The organism is Pseudoalteromonas fenneropenaei (assembly GCF_042643375.1).
GTDB lineage: Bacteria > Pseudomonadota > Gammaproteobacteria > Enterobacterales > Alteromonadaceae > Pseudoalteromonas > Pseudoalteromonas fenneropenaei.
The window spans coordinates 16,121-36,232 of sequence record NZ_JBHRSD010000025.1 but is presented as its reverse complement, the minus strand read 5'-3'; the positions used below and the strand labels follow the sequence as shown (position 1 = coordinate 36,232).

20 protein-coding genes and 3 tRNA genes are annotated in these 20,112 nt (G+C 45.0%); 18 read left to right on the top strand and 5 right to left on the bottom strand.

Annotated elements, in window-relative coordinates:
- Positions 1-61: 61 nt before the first annotated feature.
- The 17 genes from ACFOEE_RS14145 to alr all read left to right on the top strand — a co-directional run bounded on the left by ACFOEE_RS14145 (position 62) and on the right by alr (position 10,956).
- Positions 62-137: transfer RNA gene (locus ACFOEE_RS14145), tRNA-Gly, on the top strand.
- 198 nt (positions 138-335) lie between these two features.
- A tRNA-Gly gene (locus tag ACFOEE_RS14140) sits at positions 336-411 on the top strand.
- Between the two features lie 198 nt (positions 412-609).
- Positions 610-685 (top strand) — tRNA-Gly (locus ACFOEE_RS14135).
- A 188-nt stretch (positions 686-873) separates the two neighbouring features.
- Positions 874-1,215, top strand: coding sequence for a 30S ribosomal protein S6 (rpsF, locus tag ACFOEE_RS14130; RefSeq protein WP_377125472.1), 342 nt, complete (start codon positions 874-876; stop codon positions 1,213-1,215).
- A 37-nt stretch (positions 1,216-1,252) separates the two neighbouring features.
- Entirely contained in the window at positions 1,253-1,576 is a 324-nt protein-coding gene (gene priB, locus ACFOEE_RS14125) for a primosomal replication protein N (RefSeq protein ID WP_377125469.1), read from the top strand.
- Between the two features lie 10 nt (positions 1,577-1,586).
- Entirely contained in the window at positions 1,587-1,814 is a 228-nt protein-coding gene (rpsR, locus tag ACFOEE_RS14120; protein WP_005493466.1) for a 30S ribosomal protein S18, read from the top strand.
- A 35-nt stretch (positions 1,815-1,849) separates the two neighbouring features.
- Positions 1,850-2,302 carry a 50S ribosomal protein L9 gene (gene rplI / locus ACFOEE_RS14115; protein WP_377125466.1) on the top strand — a complete coding sequence of 151 codons (453 nt, stop codon included), beginning with the start codon at positions 1,850-1,852 and terminating at the stop codon, positions 2,300-2,302.
- Positions 2,303-2,575: 273 nt separating this feature from the next.
- Positions 2,576-2,998 (top strand): type IV pilin protein, encoded by a 423-nt coding sequence (locus ACFOEE_RS14110; RefSeq protein WP_377125463.1) that lies wholly within the window; start codon positions 2,576-2,578, stop codon positions 2,996-2,998.
- Between the two features lie 4 nt (positions 2,999-3,002).
- Positions 3,003-3,446: a GspH/FimT family pseudopilin gene (locus tag ACFOEE_RS14105; RefSeq protein WP_377125460.1), complete on the top strand. Its 444-nt coding sequence runs from the start codon at positions 3,003-3,005 to the stop codon at positions 3,444-3,446.
- Positions 3,440-3,877: a type IV pilus modification PilV family protein gene (locus ACFOEE_RS14100; protein WP_377125457.1), complete on the top strand. Its 438-nt coding sequence runs from the start codon at positions 3,440-3,442 to the stop codon at positions 3,875-3,877. Before ACFOEE_RS14105 ends, ACFOEE_RS14100 begins: the two co-directional genes overlap by 7 nt.
- Positions 3,855-4,370: a PilW family protein gene (locus ACFOEE_RS14095; RefSeq protein WP_377125454.1), complete on the top strand. Its 516-nt coding sequence runs from the start codon at positions 3,855-3,857 to the stop codon at positions 4,368-4,370. Before ACFOEE_RS14100 ends, ACFOEE_RS14095 begins: the two co-directional genes overlap by 23 nt.
- A 31-nt stretch (positions 4,371-4,401) precedes the next feature.
- On the top strand, positions 4,402-6,159 hold the full coding sequence (locus ACFOEE_RS14090; RefSeq protein WP_377125451.1) for a DUF7305 domain-containing protein: 1,758 nt from the start codon (positions 4,402-4,404) through the stop codon (positions 6,157-6,159).
- A gap of 200 nt (positions 6,160-6,359) precedes the next feature.
- Positions 6,360-6,911, top strand: coding sequence for an RNA polymerase sigma factor (locus ACFOEE_RS14085; protein ID WP_377125448.1), 552 nt, complete (start codon positions 6,360-6,362; stop codon positions 6,909-6,911).
- Positions 6,904-7,377, top strand: a complete 474-nt coding sequence (locus tag ACFOEE_RS14080) for a hypothetical protein (RefSeq protein ID WP_377125445.1) — start codon at positions 6,904-6,906, stop codon at positions 7,375-7,377. The genes ACFOEE_RS14085 and ACFOEE_RS14080 overlap by 8 nt, the downstream gene beginning before the upstream one ends.
- Positions 7,378-7,387: 10 nt before the next feature.
- Positions 7,388-8,344, top strand: coding sequence for a DUF4097 family beta strand repeat-containing protein (locus ACFOEE_RS14075; protein ID WP_377125442.1), 957 nt, complete (start codon positions 7,388-7,390; stop codon positions 8,342-8,344).
- A 150-nt stretch (positions 8,345-8,494) separates the two neighbouring features.
- Positions 8,495-9,874: a replicative DNA helicase gene (gene dnaB, locus ACFOEE_RS14070; protein WP_377125439.1), complete on the top strand. Its 1,380-nt coding sequence runs from the start codon at positions 8,495-8,497 to the stop codon at positions 9,872-9,874.
- Positions 9,874-10,956: an alanine racemase gene (gene alr / locus ACFOEE_RS14065; protein ID WP_377125436.1), complete on the top strand. Its 1,083-nt coding sequence runs from the start codon at positions 9,874-9,876 to the stop codon at positions 10,954-10,956. The genes dnaB and alr overlap by 1 nt, the downstream gene beginning before the upstream one ends.
- Before the next feature lie 6 nt (positions 10,957-10,962).
- Here alr and ACFOEE_RS14060 read toward each other — a convergent pair whose 3' ends face one another.
- From ACFOEE_RS14060 to ACFOEE_RS14040, 5 genes are all read right to left on the bottom strand, one after another.
- Positions 10,963-11,391: a secondary thiamine-phosphate synthase enzyme YjbQ gene (locus ACFOEE_RS14060; protein ID WP_377125432.1), complete on the bottom strand. Its 429-nt coding sequence runs from the start codon at positions 11,389-11,391 to the stop codon at positions 10,963-10,965.
- A gap of 14 nt (positions 11,392-11,405) precedes the next feature.
- The gene (locus tag ACFOEE_RS14055) at positions 11,406-11,873 is read right to left on the bottom strand and encodes a chemotaxis protein CheX (protein ID WP_377125429.1); all 468 of its coding nucleotides are present in this window, start codon (positions 11,871-11,873) and stop codon (positions 11,406-11,408) included.
- A gap of 75 nt (positions 11,874-11,948) precedes the next feature.
- Positions 11,949-12,383 carry a transcriptional repressor gene (locus ACFOEE_RS14050; RefSeq protein ID WP_377125426.1) on the bottom strand — a complete coding sequence of 145 codons (435 nt, stop codon included), beginning with the start codon at positions 12,381-12,383 and terminating at the stop codon, positions 11,949-11,951.
- A gap of 81 nt (positions 12,384-12,464) precedes the next feature.
- Positions 12,465-14,906, bottom strand: coding sequence for an EAL domain-containing protein (locus tag ACFOEE_RS14045; RefSeq protein ID WP_377125423.1), 2,442 nt, complete (start codon positions 14,904-14,906; stop codon positions 12,465-12,467).
- Positions 14,903-15,850 (bottom strand): ABC transporter substrate-binding protein, encoded by a 948-nt coding sequence (locus ACFOEE_RS14040; protein ID WP_377125420.1) that lies wholly within the window; start codon positions 15,848-15,850, stop codon positions 14,903-14,905. The genes ACFOEE_RS14045 and ACFOEE_RS14040 overlap by 4 nt, the downstream gene beginning before the upstream one ends.
- 586 nt (positions 15,851-16,436) lie before the next feature.
- Between ACFOEE_RS14040 and ACFOEE_RS14035 the strand changes: the two genes are divergently transcribed.
- Positions 16,437-20,105 (top strand): PKD domain-containing protein, encoded by a 3,669-nt coding sequence (locus tag ACFOEE_RS14035; RefSeq protein ID WP_377125417.1) that lies wholly within the window; start codon positions 16,437-16,439, stop codon positions 20,103-20,105.
- Positions 20,106-20,112: the final 7 nt, after the last annotated feature.

The window sequence follows — 20,112 nt, the reverse complement described above, 5'->3', positions numbered from 1 at the left end:
AACCTCGTGTGCCGCTCCAAACACTCACTTCGGTGTTTAAATTTGAAGTAAATTTTATGAAGCGGCACTAGCTCAGCTGGTAGAGCGCAACCTTGCCAAGGTTGAGGTCATGAGTTCGAACCTCATGTGCCGCTCCAAACACTCACTTCGGTGTTTAAATTTGAAGTAAATTTTATGAAGCGGCACTAGCTCGGCTGCATAGAAATAGACGCAACCTAGTTTGAGTCTAGATCTAAAAACAAAGAGTTAAATATGAAGCGGCACTAGCTCAGCTGCATAGGAATAGACGCAACCTAGCTTGAGTCTAAATCTAAAAACAACGAGTTAAATATGAAGCGGCACTAGCTCAGCTGGTAGAGCGCAACCTTGCCAAGGTTGAGGTCATGAGTTCGAACCTCATGTGCCGCTCCAACACTCACTTCAAGTGATTAAAATTCGAAGTAACTTAATGAAGCGGCACTAGCTCAGCTGCATAGAAATAGACGCAACCTAGTTTGATTCTAAATCTAAAAACAAAGAGTTAAATATGAAGCGGCACTAGCTCAGCTGCATAGAAATAGACGCAACCTAGTTTGGGTCTAAATCTAGAAACAAAGAGTTAAATATGAAGCGGCACTAGCTCAGCTGGTAGAGCGCAACCTTGCCAAGGTTGAGGTCACGAGTTCGAACCTCGTGTGCCGCTCCAATCTCTCCAAGATAAAATTCCCGATACCCTCTAGTGTATAATTTCCTTAGCCCCTTTAAATAAATCTTATTGCTTAATTTTAATGCTACGCGTAAAATACGCGCTCTTTCGGCCTTGTAACTATCGTTCCTTGCCTTAACCCGACCGGCCGAAACGGGACGAGGCTTAATTAACCGTAAGGAATATCCATGCGTCATTACGAAATCGTATTCATGGTTCACCCGGATCAAAGTGAGCAAGTACCTGGTATGATCGAGCGTTATACTGGTGCTATCACAGAAGCTGGCGGTACTATCCACCGTTTAGAAGACTGGGGTCGTCGTCAATTGGCATACCCAATCGAAAAGCTTCACAAAGCACACTATGTTCTTATGAACGTTGAAGCGCCATACGAAGTTATCAGCGAGCTAGAGACTTCTTTCCGCTACAACGATGCAGTGCTTCGTAACCTAGTTATGCGTACTAAAAACGCAGTAACTGAAGCATCTCCTCTTGCAAAAGAAGAGAAAAAAGAAGCAGCATCTGCTTAATCGTTATTGATTCTGAACCTTTGGCTCGGATGAGGGAATGATGCAAACAAATCCGTTTAGCAATCAATTCATATTATCCGGTGTAGTGTGTAAAACACCTAAATATAGTCAAAGTCCTGCTGGCATTGCGCATTGTCAGTTTGTTTTGGAACATCGTTCCACACAAATTGAAGCGGGTTTGGAGCGACAAAGTTATGTTCGACTCCAAGTGATTGCCAGTGGTGAAGAAATTCAGGCTCAAACACAGCATTTATACGTTGGTCAGGTAGTACAAGTTAGCGGTTTTTTAAATCGCCACGAAAGCCGTAACGGCTTGAGTCAACTGGTATTGCATGCCCAGCATATTGAAAGAATTAATTGAGGAATTACTCATGGCACGTTATTTCAGACGTCGTAAGTTCTGCCGTTTCAAAGCAGAAGGCGTACAACAAATCGATTACAAAGATCTGGCTACTCTTAAAAACTATGTGACTGAAAGTGGCAAAATCGTACCTAGCCGTATCACTGGTACTAGCGCTAAATACCAGCGCCAGTTAGCAGCAGCTATCAAACGCGCTCGCTACCTAGCCCTTCTTCCATACACTGACTTACACAAGTAAGCAGCGGTTTAACAGTTTTTAAAAGGTGTAGAGACATGCAAGTTATTCTACTAGACAAGATCGCAAACCTAGGTAACTTGGGTGACCAGGTTGCTGTTAAATCTGGCTACGCTCGTAACTTCCTTTTCCCACGTGGTAAAGCAGTTCCAGCGACTCAAGCTAACGTTGAATCTTTCGAAGCACGCCGTGCTGATCTTGAAGCAAAAGTAGCTGAAGTTTTAGCTGCTGCTCAAGCTCGCGCTGAGAAACTAGCTGCACTTGCAGAAGTAACTCTGGTTTCTAAAGCTGGTGACGAAGGTAAACTTTTCGGTTCAATCGGTACTCGTGATATCTCTGATGCTATCACTGCGGTTGGCCTAGAAGTAGCTAAGTCAGAAGTTCGTCTTCCACACGGTGTAATCCGTGAAACTGGCGAATTCGACGTTGCTATCCAACTTCATAACGAAGTGACTGCGACGATCAAAGTAATCGTTATTGCTGAAGCTTAATTAATTTATCCATAGGCTCCTGCCTGTGGATATAAGCTTAAAGCTAAGAATGCCGTGCACTTGTGTACGGCATTCCTTTTCAAAAAGCTCATAATAATAACCAGTCCAAGGAACAGACTAACACGCGTTGATATATGTAATGCGTTGTACCTGTTAAAGTTACTTATACTCATGATATCCTTGCAAAAGGATGCAGTATTTTGATTTACAAATGAATAGCAAAAATGTCATGATTGAATGACAGCGCTATCATCTTTGGTTTGGAGGTTATGATTGCGCAATCATCGGCACTTTACATCATCACATGCTCAAACAGCGGGTTTCACTTTGGTGGAAATTCTTGTCGCACTCGCGATATTGGGTATTTTATACAGCTTGGCCATGCCAAGTTACAGTCGCTATTTGCAAGAAAGCCGTCGCAGCGAAGCGCAACAACTCGTGTTGCAACAAGCTGCTGCATTGGAGCGCATTTATAGTCGTCAGGGTGGCTATCCGAAAACGTTTAGCGCAACCATAGGTGATTATTACGACCTAAGTTATACCCCAAGTGAAGAAGTGACCCCTGACCGTTATCGCGCGTTTGTATTGACTGCCACGCCTAAATCCGGCTCTGCGCAGGCAGCAGATAGATGTGGTGCACTTAGTTTTAATCAACAAGGTGTCAAAACACCCAGTAGCGATGATTGTTGGAAGTAACGCTATGAAGCAGCGTGGTTTTACTTTAATGGAGCTGATGATAGGAGTCGCCATTGTGGCTATTTTAGCTGTCATTGCCATGCCTTCATTTGTGCAACAAATCAAACAAGACCGGATTGTCACGCAAGCTAACCAAGTACAAGCTTTATATCGGTTTGCTCGCAGTGAAGCGGTAAAACGCGATACGTCTTTGCAATTGAAGGTGGTTGATGGAAGTTGGTGTGTGGTGGAAAGTATCGCCGGTAAAGACGTTGAACTCAGGCGTTTTTCGCTTGAGCACAGCAGCTTAAGTATCAATTTGAGCGCAGTGAGTTTTGACTCAAGTGGCGGTGTCAGTGCACCAAGCAATATTCTGATCACAGATAATGATACTAGTACTACAGATTATCGTTTTTGCAGTTTGATCAGTGGGCAAAGCTGGTTGGTTGCGGGAGCCGCGACATGTTAAAACCAGCAATAAAGCAAGCGCAGGGTTTTTCCCTACTAGAAATTATGATTTCAATTGTCGTGGCAGGAGTTGCATTGCTCGGCCTTGCCGCGACGCAGCTCAAGTCCTTGCAACTGGCGACCAATAGTTACCACTATACTTTGGCGTTGATCCAAGCACAAAATGTGATAGAGCAAACTTGGGTTAATTTATGTGCGCTTCAACACGCGCCGGGCAATTATTGGCAGTCAGCGGCGTTTGTTGCTGCTATTCAGCCACAAGACAGCATCTTTGCCTTCAAAAACTTACCAGCCAGTTTCAGTACAGAAATGTTGATTGAAATTACTTGGCATGATGCTCGGATGACAGATCAAAGCGCCAATGCAGTTGCCTTGAATGCACAGTTTCCAACGATGCCAGCGAGTTGTTATGTTGCACCAGCAGGTACATAAGGGTTACACCTTAATTGAGTTAATGGTTGCCTTAGCTGCTGGCGCTTTTTTGCTTTCGGGTGTGGCAATGTCTTACTCCGCAATTAAAAGCACGATTGTGGTGAGTAAAGAGTTGGAATTGGCACAAGAAGTCGTGCGTTATAGCAACCAGGTTTTAACCCGCAGCATCAAACAAGCAACATCAACTCCTTTGGTGAGTAACGCAGGTGCGGTACTCACTATTACGCAGGACGCCAATACGATCAGTTGTACTGGTTCGGTTATCACCACAGCGTATACCGAAGTTTATCAACAAGAAGGTGAGTTTTTGGTGTGTGATGTTGGTAACGGTAAGGTGCAATTGTTGAAGGGTTTAGCTGCTTTAACGTTTGCACAAAATGCTGAATTAACAAGTATTACTATCCAAGCGAAAAATATGCCAGCACCTATGGCTGCTGGGGTGCGCATCGATATTGCGGCAACGCAGTCAGTCGTCCGTCGCGCGTTTCCGTAGTACTTTTTGGTCAATAACGTAGAGGTATTGCATGCGTAGAGAACGCGGTTTTACGCTGATGACAGTCATGGTGTTGACGGCGATGGCCAGTGTCGTGGTATTCGCAGCCTTAAAAGAATCCATAGTACAAGAGCGTTTGAGTGGTAACTTTCAAAAAGACCTCAATGCGCGTTTACTGGCGGAAAAAGGGGTATATGACCATATCAACGAGCTGAATCGTCAGTTGTCAGGAGACCCAACACTCACCTTACAGCGTTTGGTGGATGAGCATGGCAAACATACTGGGCAAGGTTTGGTTGGTAGTGATGCGCAGTTTGATTCCACATTGGCGATTAGTGCCAGTGGCGAGCTAGAAATCACCAGCATCGGTGCTCGGCATCAAAAAGACGCTGTGGCGAGCATAGTGGCACGCTTTCGCTTTGAACCTGGGGTTAATGAGTCCGTTTTTGGTAATGCAGTGACGGGATGCAAGGGCGTTAACTTATCAGGGAGTGGTGAGGTCGATAGCTATGACTCCTCGAAAGGTACGTACGAAGAGACCAAAACCAATGATGGTGATGTAAATACTGTGGTAGGTGATGCTGACGTCGTACTATCAGGTCACTCCCCTATCAAAGGGGATGTACAAGCATCGGGCGTTATTTACCTGAAAGGCTCGTCACCTGTTATTGGTAATGTGCAGTCAAATACTGGGGTGGATATTTCCTACGGTAATGGCGTGCGTGTAGAAGGCAATGTACTTACTCAAGGCTTCTTTATGCACCGTGGCGGTAGTATCACAGGCTATGTGCGCGCCAATGGTGATGCCACCATGAAATGGGGCAGTCAAATCTTGAATCAGGATAACGATGAGTTCGCCATCCAATACGGCGGCAAAGGCAGCTTTGATGATACAGCGACTCATAGTCAAAATGGTGTGCCTTATAGCAACAGTCGCTTTAAGGTAAACCCTAACGTAGCAGCAGTAAAAGTATATGATCCTAATTCACCGGATTACGACCCTGCCAACCCTGACAAAGAATGCGACCCTTTGGCACTTCCTTTTAATATGCCAGAGGTGATGCAAAACAGTCATAGATTTACGCCTTTTTCAGTGGGGCCAACGCAAGTTTATCAATTTACTCCAACGCAAGGGGATTTTGTGAAGAATGGCCGTGGGGGGATTCGCACTGCGAGCAGCCAATCTATCTATTTGTTCAACGCCCTTACGCAAAATAAAGGTGAAAACAAAGAATCCTCACAATTGGTGTTTGGCCTCAAAGGGGTAAATCTGACCAGTGATGGAGTGGTCAATATCAAAGACGGTGATGTGATTTGGCTTGTTGATGGTAACTTTACCATGTCGGGCGATACTCGTATTAATATAGCCAAAAATAGCAGTTTAACTGTGTTTGTTACGGGTAAAGTCAATTTAGGCGCCAGTGCGCGAGTGGTGGCTGAAAAAGAAGGGATCACTGCGAGTGGTTTTCCATCACTGAGCTTTTTCTCCTCCTATAAAGGTAACGATGGCTTTATCTTTAGTGGCGATAGCGACCTCTACGCAGCCATCTATGCGCCGACCTCGCTTATCACGCTTAAGGGCAGCGGTGAGCTGTTTGGTACAGTACGAGGGGCATCCATCAATGCCAGTGGTGGCAGTGGTGTGCACTTTGACAGTGCCTTAAAGAACCTCAAAATTGGCAATGGCAGTGGGGTCAAAAAGCCTGCTAAAGTCACTTTCCTGGGTTGGTCTTATAAACCTAACAGCGAACCTGTTGCCAAAGACGAAACCAGTGAAGACGCCAAATAATCTCAAAAAGCGCTATTAATAAAAAATAGCGCTTTTTTTTGCACCGCTTTAAACCTTCTGTGATCTAGCCGCGTCTTATTAGTCAAATCAGCTTAATTACACGTTACTGAGCTGTAGCCACATTACTTGGTATTGCAGGCGTATAGCAAGTAACCTTACTATAAAGCTGACAATAAAAACTATTAATACGGAAAATCAATATGTTGGTTGATGCCAAACAAGCATTTCTGGATGAGCAGGAGCAAGTCTTGATCACTCGCTGTCAAAGCGGCTGTCAGTCAGCTTTTGCCAGCTTGTACGAGCGCTATGGCAATAAGGTGTACGCCCTAAGCCTGCGTCTGACAGCGGACCGAGAACATGCTGAAGATGTCAGTCAGGAAGTCTTTATTCAGCTTTGGCACAAAATTGGCCAGTACCAAGGTCAATCGAAGTTCAGCACTTGGCTCTACAGTGTGACCAGTAATATCGCGGTGAGTTATCTGCGTAAACAAAAAAGCTGGTTACAGAAAGTGGTGAGCATTGAAGACAATGGCATGGACGTCGAAGCGTTAAGTGAATGTCCAATGCTGGGTGGGCTAGATAAATTGATAGTGCGTTTGCCCGAGCGGGCGCGTTTAGTGTTTGTACTGCACGCCGTAGAAGGTTACCGCCATGAGGAAATTGCAGACATGTTAGGTATGGCAGTGGGCTCGAGTAAATCGCAGTTTCATCGCGCACGGCAGCTAATGCAGGAGTGGTATGAGAATGAGTAAAGAATCTTTTGACGCTTTTTTACAGCGTGAATTAAAACAACTGCCAGAAGCGCTAGAGCCGCAACGTGATTTATGGACTGGCATTGAACGCGCAGTCAATCAAGAGCAGCAGGTTGCCGTTAAAAAGACCAATCATAGACCTTGGCTTGGTGTGGCGGCCTGTATTGGCGCCGCCGCAGTGAGTTGGTCACTGACCTTAAAAACTCAGCCAGACAACATGTTGGTGATAAGCGATGTGTTTGAAACGCAAAAACAAGGTTTATTAGTGCAATACGCCGGTCAGCCTGCCTTGACAGATAACTGGCAAGTACAATTGGCTGAGCTTGAATCAGCTGAGCAGGCGATTAAACAAGCGCTAAAAAGCGATCCGCAAAATGCCGCGCTGCTGCGTATGTTGTCACAAGTTTATCAGCAACAAATTGACTTAATTAATAAAGTTCATCAGCCCCAATGGCAACAGATTTAGGAAGAAAGCTATGAAAAACATCATGTGTACTTTGGCCCTGGTGCCTGGATTATTGGCTTCGTCGCTGGCTTTGGCGGGAGAGCAAATTGATCGGCAAATCGACGTGCCAAAAGACGGCAAAATTATTATCGAAAATGACCGCGGTGAGGTAGAGATCCGTGCTTGGAATGAAGCCAGCTTTAAAGTCAGCGGTGAGCTGGATGACTTAGCTAAAGGCTATAAGCTCGAAACACGCGGACAAATCACCGAATTTATCGTCGATATGCCAAAACGAAATGGCCGCTTTAGTAAAGACGGTGATGGCTCTAAACTCGTGATCTACATGCCAACGCAAAGCGCCTTGGAATTAGAAGGGGTGAGCTTAGATGTCACTTTGGCAGAGCTTAGCAATCACACCAGTATCAAGACGGTTAATGGCAATATCAAAGCCAAACAGTTAAGTGGCAAAACCAACTTAGCAACGGTTAATGGCGATATCGACAGTCATAATTTAGACGGCGATATTCACTTAGAAACGGTCAACGGCAATATCAACGACAAGGCCTCGTCTGGTTATCTGCGTATTAATGCGGTGAATGGCGAAATTGAAAGCCACAGTAAAGCCCACCAGGTTAAATTTGAAAACGTGAACGGTGAGGTGGAGCTTACTTTAGAAGACTTAGCTGAGCTTGATTTTAATACCGTCAATGGTGAGGCGACCATCAAAGTACTCAAATTGGCTGACGATGCGCGCATTGACATGAATAGCGTAAGTGGTGATGCGACGCTTTTACTCCCAAAAGGGGTGTCGGCAAACTTTGATATCCAGACTCATGCTGGTGGTAGTATTCGCAACCAACTTAGCGATGAAAAAGCATCGAAAGCGAAATACGGCCCATCTAAGCGGCTTAGCTTTAGTACCGAAGGTGGCAAAGGTAATGTCGAAATTGACACGGTCAGTGGGACTATCACCATAAAATCGCATTAATCCCTACACCGCCAAGATCCGCTATAAGTGGGTTTTGGCGGTTATTTCATTTCTGTGTACAGTTATTGTGGGAATCGGTTTGCAGATTGCGTTTGAGCCGATAGAATAGAGGGTCTATTCAAAGGTCATGAGACCCAGGTAATCAGCAAAATGGCAAGACCGGATAAACAAGTCGAATCGTTAAAAGTCCCACCCCATTCAATCGAAGCCGAACAGTCTGTACTCGGTGGCTTAATGCTCGACAACGAGGCATTTGACCGCGTTGCAGAGCTGGTAGTAGCGCAAGATTTTTATACCCGTACCCATAAGCTTATCTTCCAAGCAATGGAAAGATTAGTGGAAGAGGGTCAACCAATCGATCTTATTACCATCTCGGAAATGCTGGAAAAGAACAACCAGCTCAGTAGTGTGGGTGGTTTTGCCTATCTTGCTGAAATTGCTAAAAATACTCCGAGTGCGGCGAACATCGATGCGTATGCGTCTATCGTACGTGAGCGCGCAGTCGTGCGCGAAATGATAGCGGTGGCTAACGAAATCGCAGAAGCGGGTTTTAACCCAGAAGGCCGCAACAGTCATGAGCTGCTCGATTTAGCTGAAAGTAAAGTATTTAAAATTGCTGAGCAGCGTTCTAAAAGTACCGAAGGTCCGCAAAGTATTCATGCGATTTTGGAAAAAACCGTCGATAAAATCGAAGAGTTGTACCAATCACCGCAAGATGGCGTGACTGGGGTCAGCAGTGGTTATTCTGATCTCGATAAGATGACTGCGGGTTTACAGCCATCAGACTTGATCATAGTCGCAGCACGTCCATCGATGGGTAAAACTACTTTTGCCATGAACTTGTGTGAACATGCTGCGATGACGCAAGATAAACCTGTGCTTATCTTCTCTCTAGAGATGCCTTCAGAGCAGATCATGATGAGGATGCTTGCGTCACTTGGTCGTATTAACCAAACCAAAGTTCGTACTGGTCAGTTAGACGATGATGACTGGGCGCGTTTGTCGTCAACCATGGGGTTGTTGATGGACAAAGGTAAAATGTATATCGACGATGCGTCGGGTTTGACCCCCACCGACGTGCGCTCGCGTGCGCGCCGTGTTGCCCGAGATCATGGTGGCATTAGCATGATCATGGTCGACTATTTGCAGCTGATGCGCGTGCCGAGCTTGTCCGACAATCGGACGTTAGAAATCGCCGAGATCTCGCGGTCATTAAAAGCTTTAGCTAAAGAATTGCAGTGCCCTGTGGTGGCGCTATCACAGCTAAACCGTACCCTAGAACAACGGGCAGACAAACGTCCAGTCAACTCGGACTTACGTGAATCAGGCTCTATCGAGCAGGATGCCGACTTAATCATGTTTATTTATCGTGATGAGGTCTATCACGAAGACAGCCCAGACAAAGGCATTGCCGAAATTATCATAGGTAAGCAGCGTAATGGTCCAATCGGTAAGGTTAGGTTAACTTTCCAAGGACAATACTCACGTTTCGATAATTACGCCGGTCCGGCCTTTGATGATGAATATTAATGCGTTTAGTAGCAGCAGAAATTGATTTACAGGCGCTTGCTTTTAATTTAGCGCGCACCAAAGAAATTGCGCCGCACAGTAAAGTGATGGCGGTGCTAAAAGCCAACGCTTACGGCCATGGTTTAGTGAAAATCGCCCAGCATCTGCAAGAGGCAGATGCCTTTGCCGTAGCGCGTATTGATGAAGCGTTGGCGCTGCGTGCTGGGGGGTTAACCAAGCCTATCGTATTGCTAGAAGGGTTTTTCCACCATACGGATTTGCCTATTCTGCTTGCCAATAATTTCCAAACCATTATTCACGATGAATCACAGCTACTGGCATTAGAGCAAGCACAGCTAGACGCACCTATCGCAACTTGGCTGAAAGTGGATACCGGCATGCACCGATTGGGCATCGAGCCGAGCCGCTTTGCAGAGTTCTATCAACGTTTAAAAGCCTGCAAAAATGCCAAACCACAAGTTAATTTGATGACTCATTTTGCTTGTGCAGATGATTTGCAAGATAGCAAAACCAATGAACAGTTACAGCAGTTTCAAACCTTAGTCGCAGCGCAGCAGGAGGCGTTATGTTTGGCCAACTCGGCAGGCATTTTAGGTTGGCCACAAGCCCATGGTGACTGGGTTAGACCTGGACTGATGCTCTATGGCGTGTCACCTATGGTTGGTGGGCGAGCTGCACAGCATGGACTCAAGCCGGTGATGCGTTTAACCACTAAAGTGATTGCGATCCGTAAAATCGCCACGGGTGAAAAAGTGGGTTATGGTAGTCGCTGGCAAAGTCCTTGTGATACCCATTTAGCCGTGATTGCGGTGGGCTATGGCGATGGTTATCCAAGACACGCAAAAGCCGGCACACCTGTGATGATAGCCGGACGCCGCTATGGTATTGTCGGTAGTGTCTCGATGGACATGATAACCGTTGATATCGGTGACAATGCGGCTGGAATAGCCATTGGCGACAGTGTTGAAATGTGGGGGCCGGACTTGCCAGTGGAAGAAATCGCGGAATGTGCCGGTACTATTCCTTATGAGCTGCTCTGTAACGTGACACCAAGAGTCAGCTACGAATATATCAAAGGCTAAATGAGGTTAGCCAAGTTCCCCTTGCAAGGTGGCGATAATTTTCCGCGCGCCACCTTGGTCACGATGCTCGCCTAAATAAATTCCTTGCCAAGTTCCAAGCTGTAATCGACCATCAGCGACAGGGATAGTTACTGTTACGCCCAAAATACTCGATTTAATGTGCGCAGGCATATCATCATCACCCTCATAGTCATGACGATAGTAACTTTGCCGTTCTGGAACGAAGTGATTAAAATGGCTTTCCATATCCATTCTTACTGTAGGGTCGGCATTTTCATTGATGGTCAGACTGGCAGAAGTATGTTGTAAAAACAACGTCAGTAAGCCACAGCGATAATGCTGCAACTGTGGTAATTGATTGAGTAGCTCATTATCAATAAGATGAAAGCCCCGCGAGCGAGGCTTCAAAGTGATTGTAGTTTGATACCAACTCATAGTTTGATACCAACTCATAGTTTGTCGAAGCTGACTTCAATGTTTGCATTGCCGTCTGCTGAAGTAAAAGGCATTATAATTTTTGGGCCATCGCATTTATGCGTAATCGTATGACCAGAACCTGAAACCACAATAGGTGTGGCCATGTCAAAATCATAGCCTTTCTCGCCCAGTAAATTCTTTGCGCCACCGGTAACCATATTAGTGATTTCACCAACCATATCGGTGACTTCTTCATTAATGCGGTCTGGTCGTTCCCCTAGCATACGTTCCATAATCGCCAAAGCGAGACTTTCGTCAAAGGTAATGGAGAACGAACCGCGAGTTTGTGGGCCAACCATGCCAATTAAGCCAGAGACATCACCACGTGCGACTTCATCCTTTTTAACTTTTGGTTTTCCTGGTGTTAGCTCGGTATTTGCCATTGTCGCCAACACATTGATTAGAGAAGATAAAAAAGGGTTTATGAACTCTACATTCATGCTTATTTCCCTTACGAGTCAGTATTCATTTTAATGGCTTAATATTAAGTGTAGTGACGATTTGGCTTCCTGCACTTAATCTTTGCACTTTTCACAACGGCCATGTGCTTCAATGGTTTGTCCGGTAACGGAGAAACCGCGCTCGGCTGCCAAGGCGTTTAATTCGTGAGATAACACTCCAGAGTGTAGTTCATCAACTTGACCACAGCTATCACAGATCAGCAACTGCACTGGATGATTATGATCGAAATGATGGCACAGCATAAACGCATTTGTGCTCTCTATTTTGTGGATAAATCCAAGCTCGGCTAGAAAATCTAAAGCACGATAAACCGTAGCAGGCTTAGCACTGGATTCAGTTAATTTTAGTTCTTCCAGCAAATCATAAGCACCTACACCGCCTTGACGGCTAGCCAAGAGGCGAAAAACTTTTTCCCTAATTGGGGTAAACCGCGCGCCGCGGTTATCGCACACTTGCTTGGCCTTGCTTACTAATAATTCTACATTCATGCTCTACATCCTTACGCTATGAAGAGATACTAACATATTCTGGTTATTAGTCTGCATAGCATAAAGTTTTTTCCGTTTGCATTATCCTAACCAAAGTTCGAATTCACTACAACTCATGGGTTTAGCCAATAAAAACCCTTGACCAATATCACAGCCAAAATGGTCTAATTGTTTTAACTGCGCAAGCGTTTCAATACCTTCGGCGACCACTTTAAGGTGCAAGCCATGTGCCATACTGATAATCGCACTCACCAGCTCTTGGCCTTCTTTGTGATCCATATCTTGAATAAAAGCTTTGTCAATTTTGAGCACATCAAATGGATATTGGCGCAGATAACTGAGTGATGAGTAACCCGTGCCAAAGTCATCCATTGAGAGTTGGAAGCCCATGGCATGCAGATAATGTAATTTGCCATGCAATTCGTCATCGCCACTGAGTAGCACGCCTTCTGTAATCTCTAATTCTACCAATTTGGGGGAGGTGTTAGTTGAACCGACAATATGTTGAATATCCGAGAGAAGATTTGGGTCGCGAAATTGGCGTGGCGATAAATTTATTGCGATACGAAATGGTTGCTCCAGCTTAGCTTGCCAATATTTGGCTTGCGTCAGGGCGTGTTCCATGACGAATTTACCCAGCTCTATAATGGTGCCATTTTGTTCGGCGATGGGAATAAATTCTGCTGGTGAGACACTACCAAGCGTCGGGTTGTGCCAACGTAATAATGCTTCTGCACCAATAATACTTTGATCATATACCGAAAATTGCGGTTGATAGTAAATACTAAACTCTTGGCGTTCAAGTGCGCCTTGTAACTGCTCTTCCAGTTTCAAGCGCCGATTTAACTGCTCGCTCATTTGGGTTGTGTAAAAATTATAGGTATTGCGACCACGGGCTTTGGCGCTATACATGGCTGAGTCAGCTCTGCTCAATAATTCATTGGCGAGCAAACCATCTTGCGGATAGAGTGCAATGCCAAGGCTGAGAGATACGTTAAATTCGCGCTGTGCTAACTTGATTGGGCTGCGAAACAGTCGCACTAAATTATTTGCAATTGGCGAGATATCTCGGTCGTTGTGAATGTCTTTCAGCAGCACGATAAATTCATCACCACCTAAACGAGCCACGGTATCTTGTTCGCGTAGCGCTGCCTTTAAGCGTTTAGCCGCCTCAACCAGCAATTGGTCGCCGATTTCATGGCCTGCTGAGTCATTGACCTTTTTAAAATCGTCGAGGTCAATAAAAAAGACTACAACGGACATTTTGTTGCGCTTTGCTTCTATGAGCATTTGCGCCAGTCGCTCTAATACTAAGTATCGGTTGGGGAGACCGGTTAGGCTATCATAAAAAGCATGGCGGAAGATCAGCTCTTCTTGGCGTTTTTGCTCCGTTACATCGCGGACAATAATCGCAACCTCATTGAGGTTTTTGATTGGGCTGATCCGCGCTTCAAAATATCTGTCACTGTGGTTGATGTGCATTTGGTAATCCACAGTGGTAAGTAAGTTGTTTTTGAGGGTGTCGGTAATGGCCAATTGAAACTTGTTGGCAACCTCAGTTGGCAGCACAGCAGAAATATGTTTGTTGACAAAAAGTTCCGGTAGCAATTTAAGATTATGATCGGGCGCGCTATGGAATTTCACTATGTCGCCATGTTGTGTGACGACAAAGAGGAGATCGGGTAAGGCGTTGAGAAAACTGGTAAGTAACTCTTGTTGTGTGATTGCATGATTTTTTGCTTGACGTAATGCGGAGATTTTTTCGTCTAGCTCTGCCGCCATCACATTGAAGTTTTCAGCAAGGGTCGCAAACTCACCGTCGCCTTCTATTTTCATCACGGCTTGGTCGCCTCGTTGCGCCAAAAAATGGGTTGCATCTATCATTTCAGCAATGGGCTTCATCACGAAATAGCGAATAAACAGGGTTAAAAATAGCGTAATGAGTAGAACAAAAAATAAACTAAAGAGGCTTTTGTTAATGGTTTGCTGTTTGAGCACTTTAATGTCTTGATGGAGCGTATACTGGGCAAATATCACGCCATTACTAAGCGGCCGCAGTGCTGTGTCACTGCGCGCCGTGGTATAGGGGAAGTAGATAAAAAAGCTCTGTAAATGGGGGTTAAAGTCGATGACAGGTTTGCCGGATTGTTGTGCGGTCGTGGTGTAAGTGGGTGACGCAGGTAGTTCCGTTTGCTGCAGTTCAAACCCAACATAGCGCTTTTTCAAACTAAATTGAATAATCCCTTGTTGATCGGTCGCGATGAGATAACGATAGCGGCTGTTAAGCCCATTGTTTTGGAACAAGCGTTGTAAATCAGTGAGCTGATTGGTTCGCAAGTGATGCTGCATTTCTCGGCTTAATGCTGTCATTTGGTTGAGCAGCTGCACATGGCTCTGCTGTAATAACTGTTTGCGTTGATCTTGATAGGTGTGGATCAAAATCCCAGACATCACCAAGAGTAAAGTGATGCAGGTCCAAATCGGGAGCCAAAGCCGAATGGGAATGGAGCGGATCACTATCACTGTTTGGCTCCGTGTTGCTGATTGGCATATTGCTTAACAAATTGGTCATTGATAAAGGCGTCGGTATTAAGCGGTCGCTTTAACAGCTTGCGCGTCAACATAGTATGCTTAAGCTCGGCGAGGGTTGTATGAATACCACCGGCCGATGCAAGAAAATGTTGATTCAAAGCTAAATCTGCCCAGGTTATGCCCAAACTAGCTTGATGCAATTGCCTCGTAGGGATTTTCAACAAGCGCTCCAAAGTTTGCCATGACTCTTCAGGCGCTTCAGTCATCTTTGTTCTGGCGGCGAAATAATGGTTGATCAGCTGCTGTAATTGTTGCGGCTGTTCCTTGATAACTTGTCTATGAGTCACAAGTACATCGACAATTAAATTGGGCATTTGCGCGCTGCTAAAGAGTATTTTCGCACCTTGCTCAAGCAAATGTGTTTTCATTGGGTCAAAGGTGACGAGTGCATCTGTTTGTTGATAGCAAGCGGCATGGTCATCCAAAGTGCAGCTACGAATGGTGATATCAGCTGGAGTCAAACCCGCCTTTTTCAACGCGCTATCCAATACCAGCGCACCCACAGCGCTGTACTCTACAGCGATGGTTTTACCTTTTAACGCTGCAATTGAAGGTATATCTGGTTTTGCCAACAACACATCTGAACCGTTGGAAATATCAAGAACGAGAATGACCTGAATGTCAAAATCATCTTCTAGTACGGTCATAGCTTCATCTAAAGTCAAGGCCGCTACCTCAATTGCCCCAGAGCGAAAGGCATGTATGACTTCAGATGCGGATGACATTTCGACCAAGTGGATTAGATCAGGCTCAAACAGCCGCATATCGTCAGCTAGATACAGTGGGGTGTAACCAATCCAAGTATTTGCCGCAACGCGCAAGTAGCTTGGGTGATCTGAAGAGCAGCTTATAGCCGCTAAAGATAACACTAGCATGAGTAACCAATGTCTAACCTTAACTCGCGCACTTTGTGGCATCAGTTTATGCACCTTTAAATTGATTTCTTTGCTTTTTATCAAGTGTAGCTGAAGTTTGCAGATGCAAAAGTGCAACGCCAGTGCAAGTTCGATGCTAAGTCAGCTCCCGCCAACTTTAGATAAGGTTAGTGATGACATCACAATAAATGGATAGTATGGCGCGAGTTATTGGTGGCTATTTTTTGCACAAAAAGGTATTCCATCCCCTCACTCATTGGCAATAAATCAAGAGGTTATTCGATATCGATTATTGCAATAAAGTTAATTTTTGTCTGGTGGTTAGTTTTCGTAATTGCTTTGATTTATCGAATAAATTAATAAATTAATAAATTACATATGCTTATATTACTTATGAGGCAAAAAAATAAAATTTTTGCAATAACATAAGGTTATAAAAATGTTTACAAAATGTAATTTTAAAGTCTTATTTTGTGCGTTATATTGGAGTTTCTACTCAATTCTTGATGTTTAATTAAATAATTGTGGTACTCCAATCAGTGACAGTGATGCACTGACAACAGTTAATTGCATTAACGGAGTGTATATGCAGAAGGTAACGCTTTTTGGCATGCTAATAAGTGCAGTGATGGCACCTAGTTATGGCGCGCAGCAAATAGATTTATTTAATCAAGTCGCTTTGTTACAGAGTGAAAAAAATAGCCAGATGGCATTCAAAGCAACACTGGCAAGTGAGCGAGCAAAAGTATTCAATCGCTTAAACCAACTGCTCGGTGATAAGCAAATGTTGCATGTCATCGCGACTGAAACGCAAGGTAAACAAAGCATAGTGAACCTCAAACAAAGCTACCAAGGCGTGACGGTCTGGGGGCACGATATTGTGTTGTTGTTTGACGAGTCACAGCAGCTTGAGCAGGTTTATGGCGTGTTACAGCAAGGGTTAGCAGCTGACCTAGGTGAGTTAAAATCTGTATCCGAGTTACAGCTCAAAACCTTGTTAGCTGAGTTCAAAATCCGTTATTTCGGTCAACAAAATCGACTTTTTAGCAATGAACAAATCGACACGGTTATTTTTGTTGATAAAAACGGTACGGCACATCACGCTGCTCGGTTAAGTTTTTTTACTGATTTAACTAGCGGCGATAGCCAACCGCAAAAACTCTTGGTCTTTATCGACTTAGCTACTGGCGAAGTGTTAGAGCAACTAGACGAATTACAACGGAACACACTAGAAGGTGGCAGTGGCCCATCGGGCAATGCCAAGCTGCCTCGTACCGACTTTAACCAAGCGGGCTATGTGCAATATCCACCCAGCACCTTTGTGGTGGCAATGGATGATTCTGGTCAAGCAAACCTCTGTTATTTTGACGCCAAAAACGTCGAAACCCGAGATTATAAACACGGCACAGCCGCGGTTTCCAAGCCTTATAGCTATGATTGTAGTAGCTCAACACGCAACGACTATAAACTTTATCACGGCGCCAATTCACCACTGAATGATGCCCACTACCACGCTCAGCTGACGAGTCTGATGTATGAAGCGTATCTTGGTCATAAACCCTATTTTGAGCGCAAGATCATTCAAAATGTGCACTATGGCTTAAACATGGATCAAGCCTTCTATGAAAATGGTCAAGTGTACCTCGGCGATGGTGATTTTCTGTTTTACCCTATGGTTGCTCTCGACGTGGTAGCGCATGAGATCTCGCATGGCTTTACCGAAGAGTTTGGTACCTCAACCCCCAAATCCATGTTAACTGGACAAGCGCGAGCGATTAACGAAGCGTTTTCGGACATGGCAGGGGAAGCGGCGGAGTTTTTCCAATCAGGTAGCAATGACTGGAAGAGTAATCATGAAGCATACCGGATTGATGATGCGCTACGTTACTTTGCCGACCCACGTCAGGATGGCAGCTCTATTGCTCACGTAAATGACTACGACAATACCGTCACGGCTCATCATGGCGCCGGCGTATTTAACAAAGCCTTTTATCATCTCGCCACCGCTAATCTTGCCAGTGAACCGAGCCCTTGGAATACCAAATATGCTTTTATTTTATTTGCCAATGCAAACAAGGCTTGTTGGCTAGGTAATAGCACTTATGTGAGTGCCGCAGACTGTGTGTTTCGCCAAACTTCTGTGGTACGAGACGCATTACTTGCTGACAATGTTAAAAAGCAAGATGGCAATGCTTGGCAAAACAAAGAGTTGAAAAACCATGTGCGCAAGGCGTTTGCGCAAGTAGGCATTAATCTGCAAGTGGATAGTGGCCTTGAAACTGAATTTGCTTTTTCACGACGTTTCTTAGCTTATCAATTTAATAACTTAACCCGTTTAGCGGGTGCCCCAACTGAGCAAAATAGCCAAGGTTGGCAATGGACATGGGACTTTGGTGATAACAGCCCTCTGAGTCATGATTTTGCTCCTGCCCATGAATTTAACGCTGCGGGTGAATATACGGTGACACTCACCGCGACGGCACCCAGTGGTGAAACTGACGTTTATAGCATTCCCATCACAGTTAACACGGATTATTGTGCGGCGCAAGGGGTTAATTTCGACAAATATTATTTGGCGAAAGTCACCTTAAACGAGCTGCAAAAAAACTCAGGTAGCGCCAGCTATAGTGATCACACTGCAGATGTGGTGACATTAAAAGATGGCAATACACTGCGCGTTGCGTTAACAGCTGGTAGTCATCCCGACAGCGTCGACAAAACCAAAAACTTCTATGTGTGGCTCGATAAAAATGACGATGGCTTATTTGATAAAAATACTGAATTGGTGTTGTCAGGCACAGATAAACAGAACTTTAGTGGTGAAATCTCGATTGCTGGAGCGGTAGATAAAACCTATCGCTTACGCAGTGCGGTGTCGTTTGGCTTGTTAAAGCAAGCTTGTGGAGACTTGTCTTGGGGAGAAGTGGAGGATTATCAAGTTCATCTGGTTGCCAACCATGATCCGGTCAATCTGCAAGTTCAAGTACAAAACAGTGTCAACGCTGTGCAATTTAACAATCAGACGTTAGATGCGCGAGTGACTAGCTGGCGCTGGCAGTTTGGTGATGGTTTACAAAGTTCGGAAAAATCACCGCGTCATCAATATCGTCAAAGCGGTACCTATCAAGTAGAGTTACGTGCGTTAGACCGCTTTGGTGACGAGCTTTCTAGATGGCAGAAAAGCGTTAATTTCCAAACGCAAATTACCCCTAAATTCGAACATAGTGTTGATGGCAAAACGGTCACTGTTAATGGTGAAGCGAGTGTGATGCCGCTGGGCAGCACAGCGTTTTGGGAGTTTGGTGATGGGGCAACCTCGACCCAACTTAAAACCAGCCATACGTATGCGGATTCAGGCGACTATCCAGTTAAACTCACCATTCGCCATCAAGATGGTAACCAGAGTGTAGAGAAAACCATTGCGATTGGTAGTGCGAGCTTTAAACCGCAACTGAGTTATCAAGTCACCGAATTAGCGGATGGCCGTTTTGAAGTGGTATTTGATAACCAAACCACTAAACCGCAAGACTCCCCTTACTATCCCTATGTCACGCTGGCGTGGTTGTTTGGTGATGGTAGCGCAGAGCAAATTGTCAGCAGTAATCGCTTTGATAAAGACAACAGTCATATTTTCGCACAAGCGGGTAACTATTCAGTGCGATTAAAAATCACATACTCCAACCTCTACTGGGAAACCGTCGAAGGCTCAATCACTATTCCAGTGACCATTGCGCCAACCCAACCGGTGAATTATTGCCAAGCACAAGGTTTTACCGACTACGAACATATCGCAAAAGTCACGATGAATAATATCGGTCCGTTTAGTAACAACGAACAGCCGGGGGTCGTGAATCCAGATCAACCTATTAAGTTATATGTTGGCCAAAACAACACCTACCGCATTGAGGCAGGCTATGCCGGTGCGGATAAATTCGCGGAAAACTACCATATCTGGATCGACTTCAATCAGGATGGTCAGTTTGGTGATGGTGATTGGCGTAACAACAGAGCGGAACTTGTGGTGGCCGACTTTGATAACACCACCCAAGACTATGGCAATGGCTATGTACAAGGTACTTTCCAGTTGCCAGCCAACCCATTCAGTTCAGGTGTGACACGCACGCGTATGCGGATCCTCCAGTACTACGATTTCAGCCGTATCAACAGTATTGACCCCTGTTCTGACTATCGCAGTTCTGCCACTTCAGGAAGTGGTGAAATTGAAGACTATTTAGTTGAAATAATTAAAAATTAAAGGATAT

Bases quoted from the DNA above. Each gene is read 5' to 3' on its own strand.
- ACFOEE_RS14050 (WP_377125426.1), bottom strand. From the start codon at position 12,383: ATGAATGTAGAATTATTAGTAAGCAAGGCCAAGCAAGTGTGCGATAAC.
- rplI (WP_377125466.1), top strand. From the start codon at position 1,850: ATGCAAGTTATTCTACTAGACAAGATCGCAAACCTAGGTAACTTGGGT.
- ACFOEE_RS14055 (WP_377125429.1), bottom strand. From the start codon at position 11,873: ATGAATGTAGAGTTCATAAACCCTTTTTTATCTTCTCTAATCAATGTG.
- rpsR (WP_005493466.1), top strand. From the start codon at position 1,587: ATGGCACGTTATTTCAGACGTCGTAAGTTCTGCCGTTTCAAAGCAGAA.
- ACFOEE_RS14085 (WP_377125448.1), top strand. From the start codon at position 6,360: ATGTTGGTTGATGCCAAACAAGCATTTCTGGATGAGCAGGAGCAAGTC.
- rpsF (WP_377125472.1), top strand. From the start codon at position 874: ATGCGTCATTACGAAATCGTATTCATGGTTCACCCGGATCAAAGTGAG.
- ACFOEE_RS14100 (WP_377125457.1), top strand. From the start codon at position 3,440: ATGTTAAAACCAGCAATAAAGCAAGCGCAGGGTTTTTCCCTACTAGAA.
- ACFOEE_RS14060 (WP_377125432.1), bottom strand. From the start codon at position 11,391: ATGAGTTGGTATCAAACTACAATCACTTTGAAGCCTCGCTCGCGGGGC.
- ACFOEE_RS14095 (WP_377125454.1), top strand. From the start codon at position 3,855: ATGTTGCACCAGCAGGTACATAAGGGTTACACCTTAATTGAGTTAATG.
- ACFOEE_RS14105 (WP_377125460.1), top strand. From the start codon at position 3,003: ATGAAGCAGCGTGGTTTTACTTTAATGGAGCTGATGATAGGAGTCGCC.
- ACFOEE_RS14040 (WP_377125420.1), bottom strand. From the start codon at position 15,850: ATGCTAGTGTTATCTTTAGCGGCTATAAGCTGCTCTTCAGATCACCCA.
- ACFOEE_RS14075 (WP_377125442.1), top strand. From the start codon at position 7,388: ATGAAAAACATCATGTGTACTTTGGCCCTGGTGCCTGGATTATTGGCT.
- dnaB (WP_377125439.1), top strand. From the start codon at position 8,495: ATGGCAAGACCGGATAAACAAGTCGAATCGTTAAAAGTCCCACCCCAT.
- ACFOEE_RS14090 (WP_377125451.1), top strand. From the start codon at position 4,402: ATGCGTAGAGAACGCGGTTTTACGCTGATGACAGTCATGGTGTTGACG.
- ACFOEE_RS14080 (WP_377125445.1), top strand. From the start codon at position 6,904: ATGAGTAAAGAATCTTTTGACGCTTTTTTACAGCGTGAATTAAAACAA.
- priB (WP_377125469.1), top strand. From the start codon at position 1,253: ATGATGCAAACAAATCCGTTTAGCAATCAATTCATATTATCCGGTGTA.
- alr (WP_377125436.1), top strand. From the start codon at position 9,874: ATGCGTTTAGTAGCAGCAGAAATTGATTTACAGGCGCTTGCTTTTAAT.
- ACFOEE_RS14035 (WP_377125417.1), top strand. From the start codon at position 16,437: ATGCAGAAGGTAACGCTTTTTGGCATGCTAATAAGTGCAGTGATGGCA.